We start from the raw sequence: 24945 nt of genomic DNA on the forward strand, positions 1-24945 counted from the left end.
CATGCCCATTCAGAATTCCCCGTACCAAGCCTTCGCCACCCTGCTGACTTCCAGCGGTCATAACGTCTCGCCTGCCGAACTGCATGGCCTGCTGCTCGGCCGCAGTTGCGCCGGTGCCGGCTTCAATGCAGAAGAATGGTTGATCGATGCCGCCGAGCTGCTCGAAAACGCACCAGAGGATAATGTCCGCAACGCCTTGATCGGCTTGCAGGAGATGGTCAAGGGCGAGCTCACCGGCGACGACGTGACCGTCGTTCTGCTGCTGCCGACCGATGACGCTCCGCTGGCTGACCGTGCCGCGGCACTGGGCCAATGGTGCCAGGGCTTCCTCAGCGGTTTCGGCCTGAACTGCCGAGACAGCAGCATGCTGAGCACCGAAGCCACTGAAGTCTTGCAGGATCTGGCGGCTATTTCCCAGGTGCAAGATGCCCTGGAAGAGTCCGAAGACGGCGAAAGCGACTACATGGAAGTGATGGAATACCTGCGCGTTGCGCCGCTGCTGCTGTTCTCCGAAACCAAAAAAGCCGACGTGCCGCCAGCTGCCAAGCCGTCGCTGCATTAATCGTTTGCCAGGGAACGCCATCTGCCCATGATTCATATCCCGAAATCGGAATACAGCCGTCGCCGCAAGGCCCTGATGGCGCAGATGGAACCCAACAGTATCGCCATCCTGCCCGCCGCCGCGGTGGCCATCCGCAACCGCGACGTCGAGCACGTCTATCGGCAGGACAGCGACTTCCAGTACCTCAGCGGCTTCCCCGAGCCTCAGGCCGTCATCGTGCTGATGCCCGGTCGCGAACATGGCGAGTACATTCTGTTCTGCCGTGAACGCAACGCCGAGCGAGAACTGTGGGACGGCCTGCGCGCCGGCCAGGAAGGCGCGATCCGCGACTTCGGCGCCGACGATGCGTTTCCCATCACCGACATCGACGACATCCTGCCGGGCCTGATCGAAGGGCGCGACCGGGTGTATTCGGCGATGGGCAGCAACCCGGAATTCGACCGGCACCTGATGGAGTGGATCAACGTGATCCGCTCTAAAGCGCACCTCGGCGCCCAGCCTCCGAACGAATACGTTGCCCTGGATCATCTGCTGCATGACATGCGCCTGTATAAATCGGCGGCAGAAGTGAAGGTGATGCGCGAAGCCGCACGGATTTCCGCTCAGGCGCATATCCGGGCGATGCAGGCCAGTCGGGCCGGGCTGCATGAGTTCAGCCTCGAAGCCGAACTCGATTACGAGTTCCGCAAGGGCGGGGCGAAGATGCCGGCCTACGGCTCGATCGTCGCCGCCGGGCGCAACAGCTGCATCCTGCATTACCAGCAGAATGACGCCGTGCTCAAGGACGGCGATCTTGTGCTGATCGATGCCGGTTGCGAGATCGACTGCTACGCCAGCGACATCACCCGTACCTGGCCGGTCAACGGCAAGTATTCAGCGGAGCAGAAAGCGATTTACGAGTTGGTGCTGGCGTCGCAAGAAGCCGCCTTCGCCGAAATCGCCCCGAACAAACACTGGAACCAGGCGCACGAAGCCACGGTCCGGGTGATTACCACCGGTCTGGTGAAGTTGGGCCTGTTGCAGGGCGACGTCGACGAGTTGATCGCCAGCGAAGCCTATAAGGCGTTTTACATGCATCGCGCCGGCCATTGGCTGGGCATGGATGTGCATGACGTCGGCGAATACAAGGTCGGCGGCGAATGGCGGGTGCTGGAAGTCGGCATGGCGCTCACTGTGGAACCGGGCATCTACATTGCCCCGGACAACCAGAACGTAGCGAAGAAATGGCGCGGCATTGGCGTGCGCATCGAGGACGACGTGGTGGTCACCAAAAACGGTTGTGAAATCCTGACCCAAGGCGTGCCGAAAACGGTCGCCGAGATCGAGGCCTTGATGGCCGCCGCGCGGACACAAGCGGCATGAGTCGAGTCAATCTGGCCATTATCGGTGGTGGTCTGGTCGGCGCCAGCCTGGCGTTGGCGTTGCAGGCCGGGGCCAAGGCCCGTGGCTGGAAGATCGTGCTGATCGAGCCGTTTGCCCCCGGCGATACGTATCAGCCGAGCTATGACGCTCGTTCTTCGGCGCTGTCCTACGGGGCCAAACAGATTTATCAACGGTTGGGCGTGTGGCAGGAAATCTCCCGCCGCGCCGAGCCGATCAAGCAGATTCATGTCTCCGACCGTGGACGTTTCTCCACCGCACGTTTGTCAGCGATGGAAGAGGGCGTTCCGGCGCTGGGTTATGTGGTGGAAAACGCCTGGCTCGGCCAATGCCTCTGGCAGGGCCTGGACAAGGACGTCATCAGCTGGCGCTGCCCGGCGGAAGTCATGCGCATGGAACCGCTGACCGATGGCTATCGCCTGACCCTCAACGATGAAACCACCCTGGAATGCGACCTCGCCGTGCTCGCTGATGGCGGCCGATCCGGTCTGCGCGAGCAATTGGGCATCGGCATCAAAAAGCGTCCGTACAACCAGAGCGCGCTGATCGCCAACATCACGCCGAGCGAAGCGCACAACGGCATGGCCTTCGAGCGCTTCACCGACGACGGCCCGATGGCGTTGTTGCCGCTGCCGGACAACCGCTGCGCCCTGGTCTGGACCCGATTGGGCATGGACGCGCAACGCTTGGCGGCGCTGGATGAGCGTAGCTTCCTTAGTGAGTTGCAGGGCGTGTTCGGTTATCGCCTCGGCACCCTGAAGCAGGTGGGCGCGCGGCATCTCTACCCGTTGACACTGATCGAAGCCGAAGAGCAAGTGCGTCCGCACCTGGCGATTCTTGGCAACGCCGCCCACAGCCTGCACCCGATTGCCGGCCAGGGTTTCAACCTGTCGCTGCGTGATGCTCAAGCCCTGGCCGATGCGCTGCTGGCGAGCGACACATCGCCCGGTGACTTCGCGACCTTGCAGGCTTATCGCGAGCGTCAGCGCATGGATCAGAACCTGACCGTGGGGTTCTCCGATCAGGTGACCCGTTTGTTCGGCAGCACCCAGCCACTGGTTTCGCTGGGCCGTAACATTGGTCTGCTCGGTCTCGATCTGCTGCCGCCGGCCAAGCGCTGGTTCGCCCGGCAAGCCATGGGCCTGGGTACGCGTCCTGATGCTTAAGTGGCTGACTGACACATTCGGCAAAGCGCGGTTGATGCGGTGGTTCATGACCTTCTACCCGCCGTACCTCGGCGCCGGGGTGCGGGTGCAGCACATCAGCGATGACTTCCGGGACATTCAAGTGTCCATGGGCCTGAGTTGGTACAACCGCAATTATGTCGGTACCCAGTTTGGCGGCAGCCTGTATTCGATGGTCGACCCGTTCTACATGCTGATGCTGATGGAGAACCTCGGTCGCCGGTTCATCGTCTGGGACAAGGCCGCTGACATCGATTTCATCGCGCCTGGTAAAGGCCCGGTGTTTGCCCGCTTCAGCATCGACGAGACCTTGCTCGACGAGATCCGCCGACAGACAGCGAACGGCGAAAAATACCTGCCGCAGTTGCAGGTCGATATTCATGACGGTGCCGGCGCCCTGGTGGCGCGGGTGCAGAAAACCCTTTACGTGCGGCTCAAACCGCAAGCGAGACAGGCTTAAAGCATGGAAATGCGCGCAGATCTGCTGATTGTCGGGGCCGGAATGGTCGGCAGCGCCCTGGCGCTGGCGCTGCAGGACAGCGGGCTGGAAGTTCTGCTGCTGGACGGCAGTCCGATGAGCGTCAAACCCTTCGATGTCCAGGCGCCGTTCGAACCTCGGGTGAGCGCCTTGTCGGCGGCCAGCCAGCGAATTCTCGAGCGCCTGGGCGTGTGGGATGGCATCGCCAATCGGCGCAGCAGCCCCTACACCGACATGCACGTCTGGGACGGCAGCGGCACCGGGCAGATCCGTTTCTCGGCCGCCAGTGTGCATGCCGACGTCCTGGGCCATATCGTCGAGAACCGCGTGGTTCAGGATGCCTTGCTGGATCGTCTGCACGACTGCGACCTCGGGATGCTGGCCAATGCGCGCCTGGAGCAGATGCGCCGCTCCGGCGACGACTGGCTGCTGACCCTGGCCGATGGCCGCACCTTGCGCGCACCCCTGGTGATTGCGGCGGATGGCGCCAACTCGGCGGTGCGGCGCCTGACCGGCGTGGCGACGCGCGAGTGGGACTATCTGCACCATGCGATTGTCACCAGCGTGCGCAGCTCCAAACCTCATCAAATGACCGCGTGGCAGCGCTTCACCGACAACGGTCCATTGGCGTTTCTGCCGCTGGAGCGCGATGGTCAGCAGGATTGGTGTTCGATCGTCTGGTCGACCACGCCGAGCGAAGCCGAACGGCTGATGGCGCTCGGCGACGAAGGTTTCTGTAAAGAGCTGGAGCGGGCCTTCGAAGGCCGACTCGGCACGGTGCTCAGCGCCGACCCGCGTCTGTGCGTGCCACTGCGCCAGCGCCATGCCAAGCGTTATGTGGCTGAAGGTTTGGCGCTGATCGGCGATGCGGCGCACACCATCCATCCGCTGGCCGGGCAGGGCGTCAACCTCGGTTTCCTCGATGCCGCCGTGCTGGCCGAAGTGCTGCTGCAAGCGGCGGAGCGTGGCGAGCGGTTGGCGGATGTGAAGGTGCTCAGTCGTTACGAGCGTCGGCGCATGCCGCACAACCTGGCGTTGATGGCGGCGATGGAAGGCTTTGAGCGTTTGTTCCAGGCGGATCCGTTGCCGGTTCGCTGGTTGCGTAATGCCGGGTTGAAGATGGTCGACCAGATGCCGGAAGCCAAGGCGTTGTTCGTGCGCGAAGCGCTGGGGTTGATCGGGGATTTGCCAGCGCTCGCCAAGGCCTGAGATTTTCGCCGGGGCAGATGGCCCCTTCGCGAGCAAGCCCGCTCCCACAAGGATTCAAGTGATCACAACATTATGTGTGAACGCTGAAGATCTCTGTGGGAGCGGGCTTGCCCGCGAAGGGGCCGGTACATCCACCCTGTATTTCAAACCGTGCAACATCTGGTAACTCCTCCGCCAACTGATCGATTGAGATGGTAAATGTGAGTCCTTATCATTTGCCCTCACTTTTCCAATCGAGAGACCGCTCCCATGTTGGCACCGAAGCGTCTACTGACTGCACTCGCCCTGACCCTGATCGGCACCACCACTGCCCAGGCCGCTGACGAGGTGGTGGTTTACTCCTCGCGTATCGACGAGCTGATCAAGCCGGTCTTCGATGCCTACACCGCGAAAACCGGTGTGCAGGTGAAATTCATCACCGACAAGGAAGCGCCGTTGATGCAGCGGATCAAGGCCGAGGGCGAGAACGCCACCGCCGACCTGCTGCTGACCGTCGATGCCGGCAACCTCTGGCAGGCCGAGCAGATGGGCATCCTGCAACCGTTTACCTCCAAGGTGATCGACGCCAACATCCCGCTGCAATACCGCTCCTCCGCTCACGCCTGGACTGGCCTGAGCCTGCGGGCGCGGACCATCGCCTACTCCACCGATCGGGTGAAACCGGGCGAGCTGACCACGTACGAAGGGCTGGCGGATAAAAACTGGGAAGGTCGCCTGTGCCTGCGTACCGCGAAGAAGGTCTACAACCAGTCCCTGACGGCCACCATGATCGAAGTGCACGGTGCCGACAAAACCGAGAAGATCCTCAAGGGTTGGGTGAATAACCTGTCCACCGATGTGTTCTCCGATGACATCGCCGTGCTGGAAGCGATCAACGCCGGCCAATGCGACGTCGGTATCGTCAACACTTACTACTACGGCCGCCTGCACAAGCAGAAACCTGACCTGGCGGTGAAGCTGTTCTGGCCGAACCAGGGCGACCGTGGCGTGCACGTCAACCTGTCGGGCATCGGCCTGACCAAGCATGCACCGCACCCGGAAGCCGCCAAAGCCCTGGTTGAGTGGATGACGACGCCTGAAGCACAGAAGATCTTCGCTGACGTGAACCAGGAATTCCCGGCCAACCCTGCGGTTCAACCGTCTGCGGAAGTGGCCAGCTGGGGCAAGTTTGTGGCGGATACGCTACCGGTGGAAATTGCCGGCAAGCGTCAGGCTGAAGCGATTCGCATGATGGATCGGGCTGGCTGGAACTGAGTCCGACGATATAATGCGCCGCTGAATGCAGTCGGCGAAATCTCTGCCGACTTGATCGTTCCCACGCTCTGCGTGGGAATGCATCCCTCGACGCTCCGCGTCGAAGCGTGACGCAGAGCGTCACCAGATGTGTGCCCACGCAGAGCGTGGGCACAATCATTTAAACCGAGAGAATCCCCTTGGCCCACCCCGCCCAACGCCGCTGGTATCCCCTGGTCTTCGCCATCGCCGCGCTGGTCCTGCTGCCTCTGAGTGTCCTGTTCTTCTCCTGGCAAACCATCGATCAGCAAATCTGGTCCCACCTATGGGACACCCAGATGCCGCGCCTATTGGGCAATACACTGACGTTGGTGCTTGGCGTCGGTATCGGCGTCACGCTGCTGGGCGTTAGCCTCGCCTGGCTGACCAGCCTCTGCGAATTCCCCGGTCGGCGCTGGCTGGACTGGGCGCTGATGCTGCCATTTGCCATTCCGGCTTACGTGCTGGCCTTCGTCTTCGTCGGCTTGCTGGATTTCGCCGGCCCCGTGCAAACCCTGCTGCGGGAATGGTTCGGCACCGGTCTCAGGTTACCGAGAGTGCGCTCCACCGGTGGCGTCATCCTGGTACTGGTGCTGGTGTTCTATCCCTACGTCTACCTGCTGGCGCGCACTGCGTTCCTGGCCCAGGGCAAAGGCCTGATGGAAGCGGCGCGGGTGCTGGGTCAATCGCCGTGGCAGGCGTTCTGGCGAGTCGCCTTGCCAATGGCGCGGCCAGCGATTGGTGCTGGCGTGGCGTTGGCGTTGATGGAAACCCTGGCGGACTTCGGTGCGGTGTCGGTGTTCAACTTCGACACCTTCACCACGGCGATCTACAAAACCTGGTACGGATTTTTCAGCCTCTCCACCGCCGCGCAACTGGCCAGCCTGTTACTGCTGGTGGTGATGATCGTGTTGTACGGCGAACATCGTGCTCGCGGGGCCAACCACACGAGCAATGAGCGACCCCGGGTCCAGGCGCTGTACCACCTGCGGGGTTTCAAAGCGTTGGCGGCCATGACTTGGTGTGGCCTGGTGTTCGCCTGTGCGTTTGTCATTCCGATGCTGCAACTGGTGGTGTGGTTCTGGCAGCGTGGGCGCTTCGACCTGGATGAGCGTTACGCCGGGCTGATCGTCCACACCTTGTACCTGGGCGGCATGGCGGCGCTGATCACCGTCGGCGCTGCCTTGATACTGGCATTTGCCCGGCGACTGGCACCGACCCGGGCGATCCGCTCCGGTGTCAGCCTGGCCAATCTCGGTTACGCCCTGCCGGGTTCAGTGCTGGCGGTGTCGATCATGCTGGCGTTCAGTTATCTGGATCGCGAGTTGATCATCCCATTGTCGGGCTGGCTCGGTGGCGCGGGCAAGCCATTGCTGCTGGGCAGTCTGTCGGCGTTGTTGCTGGCCTATCTGGTGCGTTTCATTGCGGTGGCCTACGGACCGCTGGAAAGCAGCCTGGCGCGAATACGGCCATCTTTGCCCGAAGCGGCACGTAGCCTTGGGGTCAGTGGGCCACGACTGTTTTTCAAAGTGTATCTGCCGTTATTGCTGCCCGGTACGTTGAGCGCCGCGTTGCTGGTGTTCGTCGATGTGCTCAAGGAAATGCCCGCGACCCTGCTGATGCGCCCGTTTGGCTGGGACACGCTGGCGGTACGGATCTTTGAAATGACCAGCGAAGGCGAGTGGGCTAGGGCTTCTCTGCCGGCCCTGACCCTGGTTTTGGTCGGGCTGTTACCGGTCATCGGATTGATTCGACGTTCGGCGCATCGAAACGCCTAGGTGTCAGTCCTACACCTTGAGGCTACAATGCGCGGCATTCGGTGCGGTCCGTCCTACGGACCTGGTAGCTGAGATCGGCTGAGAGCCTTCTATTTCAAGGCTTTCACCCCGTGCAGCACCGACCCGCACCTTCGCCACGCCCGGAAGGAGAAACCCATGGGACAGCGCACGCCTCTGTATGACCTTCATCTCGCCCTCGGCGCGAAGATGGTCGATTTTGGCGGTTGGGATATGCCTCTGCATTACGGCTCGCAGGTCGAGGAACACCATCAGGTGCGCCGCGATTGCGGGGTTTTCGATGTATCCCACATGACCGTGATCGATGTCGGCGGCCCACAGGCCAAGGCCTGGCTCCAGCATTTGCTGGCCAATGACGTCGAGCGCCTGCACAGCCCTGGCCGTGCTTTGTACAGCACGATGCTCAACGAGCGCGGCGGCATCGTCGACGACATGATCGTCTACCGCCTCGAGGACGGTTATCGGCTGGTGGTCAACGCCTCCACCCGCAATCAGGACCTCGCCTGGATGCAGGCCCATCTCGACGGTTTCGATGTGCAGCTCAGCGAGCGCTCCGAACTGGCGATGCTGGCCATTCAAGGGCCTCAGGCCCGGCACAAGATTTCCGAACTGGTGACCCAGTCCCGCGGCAACCTGATCCAGATGCTCAAGCCTTTTGAAGGCCAGCCTGACGGCGACTGGTTCATCGCGCGTACCGGTTATACCGGCGAAGATGGCCTTGAAATCGTTCTGCCAGCCAATCAGGCCCCAGGATTTTTCAACGACCTGGTGGGTGCGGGCATTTCCCCTATCGGTCTGGGTGCCCGGGATACCTTGCGTGTCGAAGCCGGCATGAACCTGTACGGCCAGGACATTCATCAAGACGTTTCACCGCTGGCCTCGAACATGGCCTGGAGCATTGCCTGGGAACCGGCCACTCGCCAGTTCATCGGTCGCAGTGCCCTGGAAGCCGAGCGGGCGGGTGGTGTGCAGCACAAACTGGTCGGTCTGGTCCTTGAGGAGCGTGGGGTTTTGCGCGCTCATCAAGTGGTCCGTATCGCCAATGTTGGCGAAGGAGAGATCACCAGTGGTAGTTTCTCTCCTACGCTTAGCAAGTCGATAGCACTGGCGCGCGTGCCGATGGCAACTGCCGACCGCGCAGAAGTGGAAATCCGTGGCAAGTGGTACCCGGTCCGGGTGGTCAAACCGACCTTCGTCCGCCATGGCAAAACCTTGATCTAACCTTTTTGGCGGGCAACGACCGCTGACAATTCTCTTGAGGACACAGAACATGAGCGATATCCCTGCCGACCTGCGTTTTGCTGAAAGTCACGAATGGGCCCGTCTCGAAGCCGATGGCACCGTCACCGTGGGCATCAGCGATCACGCTCAGGAAGCCTTGGGCGATGTAGTGTTCGTTGAGCTGACCGAAGTCGGAAAAGTATTCGCTGCCGGTGATCAATCCGGTGTCGTTGAGTCGGTTAAAGCCGCATCCGACATTTACTCCCCGGTATCCGGTGAAGTGATCGCGATCAACGAAGACTTGGGCGCTACCCCTGAGTCGCTCAACACCGACCCGTATGGCGCGTGGATCTTCAAACTGAAGCCTAGCGACAAGGGTGAGCTGGACAACCTGCTCGATGCAGCCGGCTACAAGGCCGCCATCGGCGAGTAAGCCTTAAGCGTCATCCCAAAGCCCCGACTAGTCGGGGCTTTTTTTCGCCTGCCGGATTTCCCCCTGTGGGAGCAAGCCTGCTCGCTCCCACAGGGGGAAGTGCCAATCCGCTCAAAGGTTCGCTGTCGGCAGCGGCTGCTATGCTGGTTTGACCGTGTTGCATCGACGTTGAGCGCCAGTCAAGAGAGAGCCCGTCATGTCCCAGTTGCCGTCCTTGAGCCAGTTACGCGACCCCAATGCCTTCCTTCGCCGCCACCTAGGCCCCGATGCTGCCGAGCAACAGGCGATGCTCGACAGCCTCGGCCTCGGCAGCCGGGTCGAGTTGATCGAGCAGACGGTACCGCCGGGAATCCGCCTGAACCGCGAGCTCGATTTGCCGCCCGCCCTCGACGAAGAAGCCGCGCTGGCCAAGCTGCGCGGGTACGCCGAGCAGAACCAGGTCTGGACCAGCCTGATCGGCATGGGTTACCACGGCACCCTCACACCGGCCGTCATTCTGCGTAACGTGCTGGAAAATCCCGGTTGGTACACCGCCTACACCCCTTATCAGCCGGAGATCGCTCAAGGCCGGCTCGAAGCGCTGCTGAATTTCCAGCAATTGACCATCGACCTCACGGGTCTCGAGCTGGCCAACGCTTCCCTGCTCGATGAAGCCACGGCGGCGGCGGAAGCCATGGCACTGGCCAAACGGGTCGCCAAGTCCAGAAGCAATCTGTTCTTCGTCGATGAGAATTGCCATCCGCAAACCATCTCCGTGGTGCAGACCCGAGCCGAAGGGTTCGGTTTCGAGCTGATCATCGACACTGTGGATAACTTGAAACAGCACCAGGTGTTTGGCGCGTTGCTGCAATATCCCGACACCCACGGCGAGATCCGCGATCTGCGCCCATTGATTGATCATCTGCATGCCCAGCAGGCGCTGGCCTGTGTTGCGACGGATCTGCTGAGCCTGCTGTTGCTGACCCCGCCGGGGGAGTTGGGCGCCGACGTGGTGTTCGGCTCGTCCCAGCGTTTCGGTGTGCCGATGGGTTACGGCGGACCGCACGCGGCGTTTTTTGCCAGTCGCGATGAGTACAAACGCGCGATTCCCGGGCGGATCATCGGCGTGTCGAAAGATGCTCGCGGCAACGTCGCCCTGCGCATGGCCCTGCAAACCCGTGAGCAACATATCCGCCGGGAGAAGGCCAACTCGAACATTTGCACCGCTCAGGTGCTGCTGGCCAATATCGCCAGTTTCTATGCGGTCTACCACGGTCCGGAAGGGCTCAAACGCATTGCCCAGCGCGTCCATCGGCTGACCAGCATTCTCGCCGTTGGCCTGGAGCGCCACGGCATCACCCGCCTCAACACACACTTTTTCGACACGCTGACGCTGGAGGTCGGTGGCACTCAGACGGCAATTATCGAAAGTGCCCGGGCCGCACAGATCAATTTGCGCATTCTCGGGCGCGGGCAGTTGGGGCTGAGCCTCGACGAAACCTCTGACGAAACCACGGTAGCGAAACTGTTCGATGTATTCCTCGGTGCCGATCATGGGCTGAACGTCGACGAACTGGACGCTGAAACCCTTGCTTCCGGCATTCCCGCAGGTCTGCTGCGCACCTCGCCTTATCTGCGTCATCCGGTATTCAGCGCCCATCACAGCGAAACCGAGATGCTGCGCTACCTCAAGCAGCTGGAGAACAAGGACCTGGCGCTCAACCAATCGATGATCCCGCTGGGCTCCTGCACCATGAAACTCAACGCCACCAGCGAGATGATCCCCATCACCTGGCCGCAGTTCGCCAACCTGCACCCGTTTGTGCCGAAAGAGCAGGCGGTGGGTTATTCACTGATGATCGAGGAGCTGGAGCGCTGGCTCTGCGCGATTACCGGTTTTGACGCGATCTGCATGCAACCCAACTCCGGCGCCCAAGGCGAGTACGCCGGGCTGCTGGCGATCCGCAAATATCACGAGAGCCGTCATCAGGGCGCGCGAGACATTTGCCTGATCCCGTCTTCGGCCCACGGCACCAACCCGGCCTCAGCGCAGATGGCCGGGATGCGCGTGGTGATCGTCGAGTGCGATGAGGCCGGTAACGTCGATCTGGATGACCTCAAAGGCAAGGCTGCGGACGCGGGCGACAGACTCGCCTGCCTGATGGCGACGTATCCGTCGACCCATGGCGTGTACGAGGAAGGCATCAGCGAAATCTGTGAAGTTATCCACAGCCACGGCGGCCAGGTGTACATGGATGGCGCCAACCTCAACGCTCAGGTGGGATTGGCCCGGCCGGCGGACATTGGCGCCGACGTCTCCCACATGAACCTGCACAAGACGTTCTGCATTCCCCATGGCGGCGGTGGGCCGGGCATGGGCCCTATTGGTGTGCGCGCACACTTGGCGCCGTTCGTCGCCAATCACCCGGTGGTGCCGATTGAAGGACCGCTGCCGCAGAACGGCGCAGTCAGCGCCGCGCCGTGGGGCAGTGCGAGTATTTTGCCGATCAGCTGGATGTACATCGCCATGATGGGCCCGCAATTGGCGGATGCCAGCGAGGTGGCGATCCTTGCGGCGAATTACCTGGCGCAGCATTTATCCGGAGCATTTCCAGTGCTCTACGCCGGGCGCAACGAACGGGTCGCGCACGAATGCATTCTGGATTTGCGGCCATTGAAGGCGCTGACCGGGATCAGTGAAGAGGACGTAGCCAAGCGCCTGATGGATTACGGTTTCCATGCGCCGACCATGTCGTTTCCTGTGCCGGGAACTCTGATGGTCGAGCCGACCGAGAGTGAGTCAAAGGCCGAACTGGATCGGTTTATCGGCGCAATGCTGAGCATTCGCGCGGAAATCACCGAGGTGCAGAACGGTAACTGGCCAGCCGAAGACAATCCGCTGAAGCGAGCGCCGCATACCCTGGCCGATATCACCGGGGTCTGGGAGCGGCCTTACAGCATCGAGCAAGCGGTGACGCCGGATGCGCACACCAAGGCGCACAAATATTGGCCGGTGGTGAATCGGGTGGATAACGTCTATGGCGACCGGAATTTGTTCTGCGCCTGCGTACCGGTAGACGACTATCGCTGAGCTATAGGGCTACCCATATCCCCTGTGGGAGCGGGCTTGCTCGCGAAAGCGGTGTGCCAGCCAACATCAATGCTGAATGACACACCGCATTCGCGAGCAAGCCCGCTCCCACAGGGGGTTTGTGTGGAGGCAAAAAAATGCCGCTCATGTGAGCGGCATTTTTTGTTCGGCTGAAATGCTTACTCCGAAGCCACGGCGTTCTTCGCCAGGATCGCATTCGCCAGTTCCATGTCCGTCGCCTGCAGGCCCGGATTATCAGCACGTACTTTCTGCATCGCGGCCTCCAGATATGGGCCGCGAATGCCGCCGTCACTGGCGACGAAGCTGCCGGCATCGTCCTGCGCGGCAACGATCAGCTTGTGATCCTTGAAGGTCAGGTAGGTCGAACCGGTGGTCGCACCGGACGAAATGACGTTACGCCAAAAGCTATCGGCCATCGCCGAACCGACTGGAAGGGACAACAAAGCGATGGTAGCGACAGCAAGTTTGAGACGCATGATGGGGGGACTCCACTGGTTAACTACGGGGTTGGATCGCCATTTCCCCAATCGAGTTCCATGATTGCCGCGCCTACTTTTGCTCACTCTGCGGCGTCACACGCAATACTTCCTCGATCGTCGTCAACCCGGCGGCTACTTTCTGTGCCCCCGACAGCCGCAAACTGCGCATGCCTTCCTTGAACGCCTGACGCCGCACCGCGAGCAAATCGGTGTCGGGATTAATCAGCGCCTTAACGCCATCCGTCAGTTGCATGATTTCGTAGACCCCCGCGCGGCCGCGATAGCCGGTGTCGCGGCATTCCAGGCAGCCGATGGCGCGCTGGGCATTGGTGGGCAGCGGCGCTTGCCAGGGTTTGGTCAGGGTTTGCCAGTCTTCTTCACCCAACGTCAGCGGTGCCTTGCAGTGTGGGCACAAGGTGCGAACCAGGCGCTGGGCCATGACGCCGAGCACCGTGGCCTTGATCAGGTAATGCGGCACGCCGAGTTCCAGCAGGCGGCTGATAGCGCTCGGCGCATCATTGGTGTGCAGCGTCGACAGGACCAAGTGACCAGTCAGTGCAGCCTGGATCGCCATTTCCGCGGTTTCGAGGTCGCGGATCTCGCCGATCATGATGATGTCCGGATCCTGCCGCATCAGCGCGCGTACCCCGGCGGCGAAAGTCAGGTCGATGTTGTGCTGGACCTGCATCTGGTTGAACGCCGGTTCGACCATTTCAATCGGGTCTTCGATGGTGCAGAGGTTGACCTCCGGCGTCGCCAGTTTCTTGAGCGTGGTGTACAGCGTGGTGGTTTTCCCCGATCCGGTGGGCCCGGTGACCAGAATGATGCCGTTGGGCTGGCGGGTCATGTCCTGCCAGCGGCGCAGGTCTTCGGCGGAGAAACCGAGTTGATCGAAGTCCTTGAGCAACACCTCCGGGTCGAAGATCCGCATGACCATTTTTTCGCCGAACGCCGTCGGCAAGGTCGACAGCCGCAGCTCGACTTCGCCGCCGTCCGGGGTTTTGGTTTTTACCCGGCCGTCCTGGGGTTTGCGCTTTTCCGCAACGTTCATCCGCCCGAGGCTTTTCAGGCGGCTGACGATGGCCATGGTCACTTGCGGCGGGAATTGATAGACGTTGTGCAGCACGCCGTCGATGCGAAAGCGCACCGTGCCTTGCTCGCGCCGGGGTTCGATGTGGATATCGCTGGCGCGCTGCTGGAAGGCGTACTGGAACAACCAGTCGACGATGTTGACGATGTGTGCGTCGTTGGCGTCCGGTTCCTGATCGCTGGCGCCGAGGTTGAGCAGTTGTTCGAAGTTGCCCAGAGTGTTGGTTTGCTGATCGGCATTGGTCGCACCGCTGACCGATTTGGCCAGCCGGAAAAACTCGACGCTGAAGCGCTGGATGTCCACCGGGTTGGCCACGACACGTTTGATCGGCAGCTTTAAAACGTGGGTCAGGTCAGCTTCCCAGCCGTTGACGTAAGGCTGGGCGCTGGCCACGGTCACCGCGTCGCGGTCGATGGACACCGCCAGAATCTTGTGGCGCTGGGCGAAGGCGTAGGACATCAGTGGCGTAATCGCCGCCACGTTGATTTTCAGCGGGTCGATGCGCAAGTAAGGCTGGCCGGCCTGTTGTGACAGCCACAGGGTCAGGCTTTCCAGGTCGAGGTGTTTACCGGGACGGCTGAGGTCGTCCAGGTGCTGGCTGGCGATGAATTCCAGGGGATGCATCTGGCCATGGGTGGCGTGGCGGCGGCGAGCATTGAGCGCGTGTTCGGCCGAGTCCTGGCTGATAAAGCCCTGGGCGACCAGTTCACGCAGCAAATCATTGAGATCCAGCCAGCGGTCCTGAATGGCAAGTTGAACGGACATGCGGGCTCCTCATGAACAACAGTTCGCAAAGGATAGTCGCGGACCCGCCGACCGTTGGGCCACTACCCGACGAAGCCGTGTCGAGGTTTGTCAGCCCGCCGCCCGGGCCGGCGCTTCCCACGCGGAATCAGCCGCTTGCAGCTCCACCGAACACACGCTGATCAGGTTACGTAATTTTTCCGCAATCACTTCGGCGCGATGCCAGCTCAGCCCGTCCATGACAATGTCGATCGACATCAAATCGTCCATCCGCTGCGCGCTGACCTGTTGCGGCGTCAGAAACTGCAGGGCGAACAGGTTGAGCGCCCGGCACAGCAGGTCAGGCTCGGCTTCGGCCAGCAGTTGGTAATGAACGCGGCAGTGCGCGTTGCCGGCGTTCCAGACATCGGCGCGGATAGGCGAGGTGTTCACAGCTTCCAGGTGCGGCATGGTCGGTCTCCAAATCAATGGAGGAATTTTTACATTCGTTGCCGGGCATTTCTTATCTATGATGGGGATTATTGGCGAATTTTCGAATTGTTTGATTCGGCTGGCGATCAATCACGGGTTTATTTATGCAAAATGAGCTGGATGGCTACGACCGCAAGATTCTCGCGTTGCTGCAAGAAGACGCTTCGCTCTCCAGCGCACAGATCGCTGAACAGGTGGGGCTCTCTCAGTCGCCATGTTGGCGGCGGATTCAACGGATGAAGGAGGAGGGGATCATTCGCGGTCAGGTGACACTGCTCGATCGCAAGAAGATCGGGCTTAACACGCAGATCTTTGCCGAGATCAAACTCAACGCGCACGGGCGTTCGAATTTCACTGAGTTTACCGAGGCGATTCGCGGCTTTCCCGAGGTGCTGGAGTGTTATGTGCTGATGGGGTCGGTGGATTTCTTGCTGCGGATTGTCACAGCGGACATCGAGGCGTATGAGCGATTTTTCTTTGAAAAGCTGTCGATGGTGCCGGGGATTCAGGAAGTGAACTCGATTGTGGCGTTATCGGAGATCAAGTCCACCACCAGTTTGCCGGTCTGAAGTTTTTGCGGTGAGTTTGCTGGCCTCATCGCTAGCAGGCTAGCTCCCACAGGGGAACGCATTCCACCTGCGGGGGCCAGCCTGCTGGCGATGGCGGTGTTACATACGCAGCAGCATTTTCCAGGCACGATTCTGATAAACCGCAATCGCCTGCTGCTTGCGCGCATCCAGCGATTCATCGGTGATCGGCTCGTTAGCCAGTTGCGCCAACAGTTTCAGCTCGCCGTACAAGCGATCCATTTCCGGGATGTCCAGCACGCCACGGGCATGGTGCAGCCAGGCCTGGATGCGCTCGATGCGCGGCAGTTGCTCGGCCAGATCTTCCGGCTGTTGCTGATAACGCTGCAATTGCAGGGACGTCGCTTCTTCACCCAGCAAGCGCGGCAACCAGCTGCCCAATTGCGCAGCGCCCTGGCGATTGCCACGGACGTTACGATCAGCCGCCCAGGTGCGGGCCAGCAACCAGCGCGAAGTGTTCAGCGAGAACAAGCCCCAACGCGGGTCTTCCAGTTCTTCGAGGAACTGCTCCGGCGCGGCTTTGCGCACGTCTTCGTCGTCGATACCGGCTTGCACCAGTGGACGCCAGTCTTCGAGCAAGGCATCCAGTGCGATGCGAAGGTCGTGCGTCGATTGACGCGGTGCGGCCTGGCCCAGGCTGCTGAGCAATGCGCGCAATTCGGCCAGGTTCTCGACCCAGTCCAGCAACAGGCGCCAGTGGCCGTTGAAGCGATACTGCTCGGCCAGACGCTGGCTGCTGCTCAGCAAATGCCAGCTCAGTGCGGCGAATGCATCGTCCAGCGGCATTTCAGCGGTGATTTGCGGTGCCGGCAGGCTCAACGAATAGCTGTTGGCGTCGTACAAACGATAACCACGCTCGGCCTTGCTGATGTCACACGGCATCAGGGCCAGGGTCGCGGCCAGTTCGGCGGCCAGTTCAAGCAGGGCAGCCGGCTCGCCTTCGCGCAGTTCCAGTTCCAGCTCGCAGATTTCTTCTTTCTGTTTGCCGACCACCACGTGGCCCAGGTCCAGTGCGGCTTCAATGACCACTTTGGTCTTGCCACGGCCCCAGGCGATTTCGGCGCGTTCGCGAACGAAATCGGTGGTGAAGATCGGTTTCAGGGTTTTTTTGTCCAGCTCAGCCAACTCTTCAGGCCAGCATTCGCCGTCGAGTTTCTTAACGTCGAGCTTGGCCTTGGGCAGGTTCCAGTCGTATTCGTTACGCTCGGACAGACCGGCGACGCTCTGGCCACGGGTCTTGAGCGTTTGAATCACTTCTTCGCCGTCCTTGCGCAGGCGCAGGGCAACCTTGGCGCGGGCCAGGTCGCGCTCAGGCGTGTCGAAGTATTGGTTCATCAACTCACGGCGTTCCCAGCCACTTTTGTTGCGTTTTTTCAGGAGCGGGTGCTCGCGCAGGGCGGCGAGGGTTTCGCGGCTGACGCGGAGTTTGATTTCGGTTTCTTTCTGCATGGCCGGAAAATCCAGGATCGGGAGCGCAGCCGGGGGAATGTGTGGCTGCCAAGGTCGTGCAGTGTACAGGACTGGCTGCCGCTTCGCGCCGCGACGGTTTATTCCTGTCGCCGGATGGTTCTATGATGGACTTCAATTCGCGAGTTGGAGTCAGCGATGCCTTTGCCGTCCATGAAAGATCAGTTCGCTGCGCTGATTGCCGCGCCGACGGTCAGCTGTACCCAGCCCAGCCTTGATCAATCCAACCGTCCGGTCATCGACTTGCTGGCGACGTGGCTCGGTGACCTGGGTTTTGCCTGCGACATCCAGCAGGTCAGCCCCGGCAAGTTCAACTTGCTGGCCAGTTTCGGCTCCGGCCCCGGTGGCCTGGTGCTGGCCGGTCATAGCGATACGGTGCCGTTTGATGGCGCACTGTGGCAGACCGATCCGTTGAAACTGACCGAAGTCGATGGCCGCTGGGTGGGCCTGGGCAGTTGCGACATGAAAGGCTTTTTTGCCCTGGCCATCGAGGCGGTGATACCTCTGCTTGATCAACCGTTCAAACAGCCGCTGCTGATCCTCGCCACCTGCGATGAAGAAAGCTCGATGTCCGGTGCGCGTGCCCTGGCCGAAGCGGGGCGTCCGCTGGGGCGTGCAGCAGTGATTGGCGAGCCGACCGGGCTGAAGCCGATCCGCATGCACAAAGGCATCATGATGGAGCGCATCGACATCCTCGGGCAGAGCGGCCATTCCTCGGACCCGCGCCTGGGCCACAGCGCCCTCGAAGCCATGCACGATGCCATCGGCGAGCTGCGCGGTCTGCGCCTGCTGTGGCAGCGTGAATTCCGTAATCCGCAATTCGGCGTGCCGACACCGACCATGAACTTCGGCTGCATCCATGGCGGCGACAACCCCAACCGTATCTGCGGCCAGTGCTCACTGGAATTCGACTTGCGGCCGTTGCCGGGCATGGACCCCAAAGCCCTGCGCGCCGAAATTTTGCAGCGGCTCAACCCGATTGCCGAACGCCATCAGGTGAAGATCAATTACGCGCCGCTGTTCCCCGAAGTGCCGCCGTTCGAGCAGGCCGAGGACGCCGAATTGGTCCGGGTCGCCGAAAAGCTGACCGGCCATCTCGCCGAAGCAGTGGCGTTCGGCACCGAAGCGCCTTATCTTCAGCGTCTTGGATGCGAAACACTGGTACTCGGCCCGGGCGATATCGCCTGTGCGCACCAACCGGGGGAATACCTCGAAATGTCACGTTTGCAGCCTACCGTGCATCTATTACGACAACTGATTGAACATTACTGCCTGACGCCGGCCCAAACGCCAATGCCAGTCGGTTGAGCGAGATCCCTGTGTGAGCGAGCTTGCTCGCGATGAGGCCAGATCAGTCAACATTGGATGTTGAATGTAAGACCGCTATCGCGAGCAAGCTCGCTCCCACAGGTGCAGTGGCTTGGCTGAGTAAACCGTATAAATTGCCAGTGTCCCAACCCGTATTCATGAGGAGAGCGCGCGTGTCGCCAAGCCTGTTCCGACGATAACCATCAGCCCGCTGTGCGTTTTCAGTTTCGCCCATTTTTTGGCTGCTATTTATTACAGGCCCAGGTTCATGCCCGAATACGTTAATTGGCTTCGTCACGCTTCGCCTTACATCAATGCCCACCGCGATTGCACCTTCGTCGTCATGCTGCCCGGCGACGGCGTTGAGCATCCGAATTTCGGCAACATCGTCCACGACCTCGTGCTGTTACACAGCTTGGGCGTGCGGTTGGTGCTGGTTCACGGTTCCCGTCCGCAAATCGAAACCCGCCTTGCCGCACGCGGCCTGACCCCGCATTACCACCACGGGATGCGCATCACCGATGCCGCGACCCTGGAATGTGTGATTGATGCCGTCGGCCAACTGCGCATCGCCATCGAAGCGCGGCTGTCCATGGACATGGCCTCGTCGCCGATGCAGGGCTCGCGCCTGCGGGTGGCCAGCGGCAACCTGGTGACGGCGCGGCCGATCGGCGTGCTGGAAGGCGTCGACTATCACCACACCGGCGAAGTGCGCCGGGTCGACCGCAAGGGCATCAATCGCCTGCTGGACGAGCGCTCCATCGTGCTGCTGTCGCCGTTGGGCTACTCGCCGACGGGTGAGATTTTCAACCTCGCCTGCGAAGACGTCGCCACGCGCGCGGCCATCGACCTGGGGGCGGACAAATTGCTGCTGTTCGGTGCCGACCTCGGCTTGATCGATGAAAACGGTCGGCTGGTGCGTGAGCTGCGTCCGCAACAAGTCCCGGCGCATTTGCAGCGCTTGGGCAGCAACTATCAGGCGGAGCTGCTGGATGCGGCGGCTGAAGCGTGCCGGGGCGGTGTCGCCCGCAGCCATATCGTCAGCTACGCGGAAGACGGTGCGCTGCTGACCGAGCTGTTCACCCGCGACGGTGGCGGTACGTTGGTGGCCCAGGAGCAATTCGAGATCGTGCGCGAAGCGGCCATCGAAGATGTCGGTGGTTTGCTGGACCTGATCAGCCCGCTGGAAGAGCAGGGGATTCTGGTGCGTCGTTCCCGCGAGGTGTTGGAACGCGAGATCGAGCAGTTCAGCGTGGTTGAGCGCGAAGGGATGATCATCGCGTGTGCGGCGTTGTATCAGATTGCCGATTCGGACGCTGGCGAGTTGGCGTGTCTGGCGGTCAACCCGGAATACCGCCACGGCGGTCGCGGTGATGAGCTGCTGGAGCGCATCGAAACCCGCGCCCGGGCCCAGGGCTTGAAAACCTTGTTCGTGCTGACGACCCGGACCGCTCAATGGTTCCGTGAGCGTGGGTTCGTGCCGAGCAGCGTCGAACGCCTGCCGTCGGCGCGTGCGTCGCTGTACAACTATCAGCGTAATTCGAAGATCTTTGAAAAGGCCTTGTAACCGCAGGCTTGATCGTTCCCACGCAGAGCGTGGGAACGATCATTTCGGGTGTTATTCAGCGACAAACTTCGCGCTGACATACGCCGAATAATCCGGCAGCACCGTTTCTACCTTCCCTTGTTCCTTCAAGAACTTCGCCGTCTCGCCAATGGCCTTCGCCGTGCCGCCGTCCAGCAGCGCAGTAGTCTGTTGGGCCTTGGCATCCGGGAACGTTGAGCCGGCCAGTAACTCCGGCACATCCACCGCATTGGCACCGGTCAATTTGGCGATTTTCTGCACCGCCACCGAGTCAGCGGTCCAGCTGTCTTTATGCGCGGCATAGTCGGCGAACGAGTCCAGGGTGACCTTGGCGAATTTCGCCACAACGTCCGGATGCTTCTCGGCGTAATCCTTACGCGCCACCCACACCTCGAACGTCGGCGCGCCCCACTGACCCACTTGTGCGGCGTCGGTCAACGTCTTGCCCGTCTTGCGAATTTCCCCCAGCGCCGGCGACCAGACAAACGCGCCATCAATGTCACCACGCTTCCAGGCCGCAGCGATTTCCGCCGGTTGCAGGTTCACCACTTTGACCTTCGAGGCGTCCAGGCCCCAGTGCTTGAGCGCGCCGAGCAGGCTGTAATGGGAGGTGGAAACGAACGGCGTGGCGATTGTCTTGCCGATCAAATCTTCCGGTTTTTCGATGCCGCTGTCGTTATGCACCACCAGTGCTTCGGCGGCGTTGATCTGCGCGGAAACAATGAACGCCACAATCGGCAGATTGCGCGAGGCGGCCGCGGCCAGCGGGCTTGAACCAAGGTTGCCGATCTGCACGTCGCCGGAGGCAATGGCTGTCACCACTTCCGGGCCGCTGTTGAAACGACGCCAGTCGATTTTTTCGCCAATGGTCTTTTCGTAAACACCGTCGGCCTGGGGGACTTTGCTGGGGTCGATACCGGTTTGATAACCAACCGTGAGGTTCGCCGCTTGAGCGCCGAGCGAAAATAATAGCGATACACAAACTGTAACAATCGGTCTGGATAGTGCGCGTTTGGTCGTCATGGCGTCGCCTTTCGGTAGGGGATTGTTTCCGAATTGCTTCAAACGCTAAACGATCTAAAAAACAGCTGACAAATACCATTTAGGAATTAGCTTATGGGCTGGAGGCTCTATTCTCGACTCGTTGATGAGTTCGCAGCTTAATTTCCAATCGGTATGAGAAATGAATTAGCTAGTTCTTTTCAGGTTTATGACGAACTCATGACCTGTATGGACCAAAAAACGGAGGGTTAGACCATAGTCGTAGACACACATAGTTACATTGACTTGTGGGTCTCGCTCTGGCGCTAATCGCGCATCTTAGGATCCCGAGCATCGACTTGGGGCCAGGAACACAAGAATTAGAATCGAGAGGAGCTTCACAATGAACAAGTCCACCTTGGCGTTAGCCGTGGCCGTTGGGGTTTTGGCGCAGCAGGCAGGCGCCGCGGGTTTCATCGAAGACAGCAAGGCTTCCGTTAGTTCTCGTACCTATTATTTCGACGCCGACAACCGTGAAGGTGCCAAGACTCCTGCTAACCGGCAGCGAGAGGCTGCCGAGGGTCTGAAGTTCGATTACAAGTCGGGCTTCACTCAAGGTGTCGTAGGTTTCGGTATCGACGCCCAGGCAATGGTCGGTCTCCATCTGGACGGTGGCAAGGGCCATCACCCGGACAATAACTCCTTCAGCCCTAGCGACTCCGATGGTTCGGCAGAGAGTTCATGGACCCGTGCGGCGGCCAACGTCAAGGCACGATTCTCGAAGACAGAGGCCCACTACGGTGGCGCTCTGCAACCAAACATGCCGATCCTGATTGCGAACGATAGCCGCGTGCTGCCACAGACCTTTGAAGGTGGCACTATCACCTCGAAGGAAATCGACAACTTCACCTTTAACGTAGGTCAGTTGGAGCACGCGACAGGTCGTGCATCCTCCAACAGCACTGGCCTGGCCGTGGCGGGTGGCACTCAGGACAGTAACCAGTTCCGCTACGCCGGTGCAGACTGGGCGGTTACCAAAGAGCTGACGCTGCAGTACTACTACGCGAACCTGGAAAACTACTACAAGCAGAATTTCCTCGGCCTGGTGCACGTCTACCCGATCGCTCCGAACCAGTCGTTCAAGACCGATCTTCGTTACTTCGACAGCAGCTCCGATGGCAAGAACGGCGACGCCGGCTACCAGTTCAACAACAACAGCGGCTACGCCAAGGAAAGGGGCGTGGTCGATAACAAGACCTGGAGCGCCACATTCACCTATACCCTGGGTGGCAGCGCGTTTCTGCTCGGGCATCAGCGTGTCAGCGATGACGGCGGCTTCGTTTTCCTGAACCAGGGCAACGTGGTTGACGGCAGAGGGCGCAACGAAGGTGCTGGCGGCGCCAGCTTCTACTCGTTCACCGACGCCACGGTCGGCAGCTTTATCCGTGCCGGTGAAAATACCTCGTATGGCCAGTATTCCTATGACTTCGCTTCGTTGGGTGTGCCAGGTCTGAAAGCTTCGGCTGCTTACTTGTATGGCCAGGACATCAAGGCCACCAGCGGTGTGGGTAAGGACCTGAACGAGCGGGAAACCGACCTGCGTGTGGATTACGTGATTCAAACGGGTCCGCTTAAAGGGTTTGGCACGACGCTGCGTCACGGTATGTATCGCGGCAACACCAGCACCCTTGATCAGGATCAGACCCGTCTGATCTTCAACTACACCTACAGCTTCATGTAACAAGTCGCCAGAAAAAGCCTTGCCGGCAGGCGAGGCTTTTTTTTGCCTGTATATATTCCAAAAACCACAGTGTTGCGTATTTTTTATTCTTTTTAGTTTTTTTTGTCAGCACCTAAAGTAGGCCCCGTCCGGTACTCAGCATGGAGCCCGGCGTTAAGCAAAATAATCCCCGTTAGAAGAACAGGTTCAGGAATCGGCTTTTTAGCCGATACCTCGGATCTGTGCTGCGCAGGCATATTCCGTAACGCTATGAAAAAGGATCACACAATTCTTTTTGGCTTTATGACGATGTATCCTGCGCGGCCAAAACGACCGGGCTAGAGAGTTCGGCAAAAATTGCGCGTCTTAGGATCCAGGGCATTCGACCCAGGACCAGGAACACAAGCATTAGAAACGATAGGAGCGAAACAAATGAACAAGTCCACCTTGGCCCTGGCTGTGGCCGTAGGGGTTTTGGCGCAGCAGGCAGGCGCCGCCGGTTTCATCGAAGACAGCAAGGCCACTCTGGGTCTGCGTAACTTCTATATCAATAACGATAACCGTGATTCGGGCACCAAAGCTGCTGGCGCTCAGAACAAGAACGAAGAATGGGGCCAAGGCTTCGATCTGCGTTTCACCTCCGGTTACACCCAAGGCACCGTTGGTTTCGGTATCGATGCCATCGGCCTGCTGGGCGTGCGTCTGGATTCGGGCGGCGGCACAAATGGCGCGAGCCCTGCAACCGCCACGAACTATGGTTCTTATGGCGGTACTGTATTTCCAAGCAAGTCCAACGGCGAAGCAGTTGATAACTTCTCCAGCCTAGGCCTGACTGCTAAAGCCAAGATTTCCCAGACCGAACTGAAATTGGGCACCCTGCAGCCAAAACTGCCGGTGATCGTGACCAACGACGGTCGTCTGCTGCCGCAAACCTTCCAGGGCGGTCAGATCACTTCGAACGAGATCAAGGACCTGACACTGATCGGTGGTCAGATCGAGCACGTCAAGGGCCGTAACTCCAGCAACAACGAAGAGTTGTCGATCGCTGGTGCTAATGGTCGTACTGCTTCCGGCCGTGACAGCAACAAGTTCATCTACGGTGGTGGCGACTACAAGATCACCAAAGACCTGACTGCCCAGTATTACTACGGCAACCTGGAAGACTTCTACAAGCAACACTTCCTGGGTCTGGTTCACAACTGGTCGATCGGTCCAGGTGTGCTGAAGTCTGACTTGCGTTACTTCAACAGCTCTGACGATGGTGCCAACGGCCACGATTCGACTTATTTCAGCTCCGGTAACTATCAGGGCTTCCGCGCTGGCCGGGGCAAAGTTGACAACAACCTTTACAGCGGCCTGTTCCTGTATACCGTTGCTGGTCACACCTTCGGTGGCGGTTACCAGGTCAGCAACGGCAGCAGCGATTTCCCTTGGCTGAACCAGGGTGACGGCTCGTCGGCTTACCTGACTACCGATAGCCAGATCGCGAAGTTCGCCCGCGCCGGCGAACGTACCTGGCAAGCACGCTACTCGTATGACTTCGCCAAGGTTGGCTTGCCAGGCGCTACTGCTGGCATCGTTTACCTGCGCGGTGACAACATCGACACCATCAGCAGCTCCAGCACCGCAGTGGCCGGTTCCGGCCGTTCCGAGTGGGAACGCGACCTGACCCTGGCCTATGTAGTCCAGAGCGGCCCACTGAAAAACCTGGGCCTCACGTGGAAAAACGCCATGTGGCGCAACGACGTCCCAGGTCAGCGCGACCAGGACGAAAACCGTCTGATCGTCAGCTACTCGATCCCGCTGTTGTAATAGCGCTCGCGTAACCGCTGAAAAAAAGCCCCGCCCGGCATCTCGCCGGGCGGGGCTTTTACGTTTTCAAGGCGG

Annotated in this window: 20 protein-coding genes and 1 pseudogene; 16 read left to right on the forward strand and 5 right to left on the reverse strand. The window is 60.3% G+C overall.

Translation table 11 applies throughout. From position 1 onward, the window contains the following. Position 1 precedes the first annotated feature (1 nt). The 11 genes and pseudogenes from K0F88_RS10240 to K0F88_RS32325 all read left to right on the forward strand — a co-directional run. The gene (locus K0F88_RS10240) at positions 2–562 is read left to right on the forward strand and encodes a YecA family protein (protein ID WP_219094986.1); all 561 of its coding nucleotides are present in this window, start codon (positions 2–4) and stop codon (positions 560–562) included. A gap of 27 nt (positions 563–589) precedes the next feature. Next, the gene (gene pepP / locus K0F88_RS10245) at positions 590–1924 is read left to right on the forward strand and encodes a Xaa-Pro aminopeptidase (protein ID WP_219094987.1); all 1335 of its coding nucleotides are present in this window, start codon (positions 590–592) and stop codon (positions 1922–1924) included. Next, on the forward strand, positions 1921–3108 hold the full coding sequence (ubiH, locus tag K0F88_RS10250) for a 2-octaprenyl-6-methoxyphenyl hydroxylase (protein ID WP_219094988.1): 1188 nt from the start codon (positions 1921–1923) through the stop codon (positions 3106–3108). The genes pepP and ubiH overlap by 4 nt, the downstream gene beginning before the upstream one ends. Then, the gene (locus K0F88_RS10255) at positions 3101–3586 is read left to right on the forward strand and encodes a DUF4442 domain-containing protein (protein WP_219094989.1); all 486 of its coding nucleotides are present in this window, start codon (positions 3101–3103) and stop codon (positions 3584–3586) included. The genes ubiH and K0F88_RS10255 overlap by 8 nt, the downstream gene beginning before the upstream one ends. A 9-nt stretch (positions 3587–3595) precedes the next feature. Further along, on the forward strand, positions 3596–4813 hold the full coding sequence (locus K0F88_RS10260) for a 2-octaprenyl-3-methyl-6-methoxy-1,4-benzoquinol hydroxylase (RefSeq protein ID WP_219095111.1): 1218 nt from the start codon (positions 3596–3598) through the stop codon (positions 4811–4813). A gap of 249 nt (positions 4814–5062) precedes the next feature. After that, positions 5063–6067, forward strand: coding sequence for an extracellular solute-binding protein (locus K0F88_RS10265; RefSeq protein WP_219094990.1), 1005 nt, complete (start codon positions 5063–5065; stop codon positions 6065–6067). 179 nt (positions 6068–6246) lie between these two features. After that, positions 6247–7863: an iron ABC transporter permease gene (locus K0F88_RS10270; protein WP_219094991.1), complete on the forward strand. Its 1617-nt coding sequence runs from the start codon at positions 6247–6249 to the stop codon at positions 7861–7863. A 156-nt stretch (positions 7864–8019) separates the two neighbouring features. Beyond that, positions 8020–9102: a glycine cleavage system aminomethyltransferase GcvT gene (gene gcvT / locus K0F88_RS10275; RefSeq protein WP_219094992.1), complete on the forward strand. Its 1083-nt coding sequence runs from the start codon at positions 8020–8022 to the stop codon at positions 9100–9102. A 49-nt stretch (positions 9103–9151) separates the two neighbouring features. Next, positions 9152–9535, forward strand: coding sequence for a glycine cleavage system protein GcvH (gene gcvH, locus K0F88_RS10280; RefSeq protein ID WP_219094993.1), 384 nt, complete (start codon positions 9152–9154; stop codon positions 9533–9535). Positions 9536–9731: 196 nt separating this feature from the next. Then, positions 9732–12605, forward strand: coding sequence for an aminomethyl-transferring glycine dehydrogenase (gene gcvP, locus K0F88_RS10285; RefSeq protein WP_094470087.1), 2874 nt, complete (start codon positions 9732–9734; stop codon positions 12603–12605). A gap of 3 nt (positions 12606–12608) precedes the next feature. Continuing rightward, a pseudogene (locus K0F88_RS32325) lies at positions 12609–12719 on the forward strand (metal ABC transporter ATP-binding protein); the annotation flags it as partial. A gap of 65 nt (positions 12720–12784) precedes the next feature. Here K0F88_RS32325 and K0F88_RS10290 read toward each other — a convergent pair. The 3 genes from K0F88_RS10290 to K0F88_RS10300 form a co-directional block, all read right to left on the reverse strand. Beyond that, on the reverse strand, positions 12785–13105 hold the full coding sequence (locus K0F88_RS10290) for a DUF2388 domain-containing protein (protein WP_169857239.1): 321 nt from the start codon (positions 13103–13105) through the stop codon (positions 12785–12787). Between the two features lie 70 nt (positions 13106–13175). Next, positions 13176–14960: a GspE/PulE family protein gene (locus tag K0F88_RS10295; RefSeq protein WP_219094994.1), complete on the reverse strand. Its 1785-nt coding sequence runs from the start codon at positions 14958–14960 to the stop codon at positions 13176–13178. A 90-nt stretch (positions 14961–15050) separates the two neighbouring features. Next, positions 15051–15389, reverse strand: a complete 339-nt coding sequence (locus tag K0F88_RS10300) for a hypothetical protein (protein ID WP_094470089.1) — start codon at positions 15387–15389, stop codon at positions 15051–15053. A 125-nt stretch (positions 15390–15514) separates the two neighbouring features. Between K0F88_RS10300 and K0F88_RS10305 the strand changes: the two genes are divergently transcribed. Then, positions 15515–15979 (forward strand): Lrp/AsnC family transcriptional regulator, encoded by a 465-nt coding sequence (locus tag K0F88_RS10305; RefSeq protein WP_131061030.1) that lies wholly within the window; start codon positions 15515–15517, stop codon positions 15977–15979. 99 nt (positions 15980–16078) lie between these two features. Here the strand turns inward: K0F88_RS10305 and K0F88_RS10310 are convergent, their stop codons facing one another. Beyond that, positions 16079–17446 (reverse strand): inorganic triphosphatase, encoded by a 1368-nt coding sequence (locus tag K0F88_RS10310; protein ID WP_219094995.1) that lies wholly within the window; start codon positions 17444–17446, stop codon positions 16079–16081. 156 nt (positions 17447–17602) lie between these two features. Here K0F88_RS10310 and argE point away from each other — a divergent pair, with 156 nt between their 5' ends. Beyond that, the gene (gene argE, locus K0F88_RS10315) at positions 17603–18772 is read left to right on the forward strand and encodes an acetylornithine deacetylase (RefSeq protein ID WP_219094996.1); all 1170 of its coding nucleotides are present in this window, start codon (positions 17603–17605) and stop codon (positions 18770–18772) included. A gap of 268 nt (positions 18773–19040) precedes the next feature. Beyond that, positions 19041–20339, forward strand: coding sequence for an amino-acid N-acetyltransferase (gene argA / locus K0F88_RS10320; RefSeq protein ID WP_219094997.1), 1299 nt, complete (start codon positions 19041–19043; stop codon positions 20337–20339). Positions 20340–20390: 51 nt separating this feature from the next. Here argA and tauA read toward each other — a convergent pair whose 3' ends face one another. Continuing rightward, positions 20391–21380: a taurine ABC transporter substrate-binding protein gene (tauA, locus tag K0F88_RS10325; RefSeq protein WP_219094998.1), complete on the reverse strand. Its 990-nt coding sequence runs from the start codon at positions 21378–21380 to the stop codon at positions 20391–20393. A gap of 361 nt (positions 21381–21741) precedes the next feature. Between tauA and K0F88_RS10330 the strand changes: the two genes are divergently transcribed. Together K0F88_RS10330 and K0F88_RS10335 are read left to right on the forward strand one after the other, a co-directional pair. After that, positions 21742–23079, forward strand: a complete 1338-nt coding sequence (locus tag K0F88_RS10330; RefSeq protein WP_219094999.1) for an OprD family outer membrane porin — start codon at positions 21742–21744, stop codon at positions 23077–23079. Positions 23080–23490: 411 nt separating this feature from the next. Beyond that, complete coding sequence (locus K0F88_RS10335; protein ID WP_219095000.1) at positions 23491–24870, forward strand: OprD family porin; 1380 nt, start codon at positions 23491–23493, stop codon at positions 24868–24870. Positions 24871–24945: the final 75 nt, after the last annotated feature.

Origin of the sequence: Pseudomonas sp. UMAB-40 (genome assembly GCF_900095275.1) — a bacterium.
In the GTDB taxonomy this organism is placed as follows: Bacteria; Pseudomonadota; Gammaproteobacteria; order Pseudomonadales; family Pseudomonadaceae; genus Aquipseudomonas; species Aquipseudomonas mandelii_B.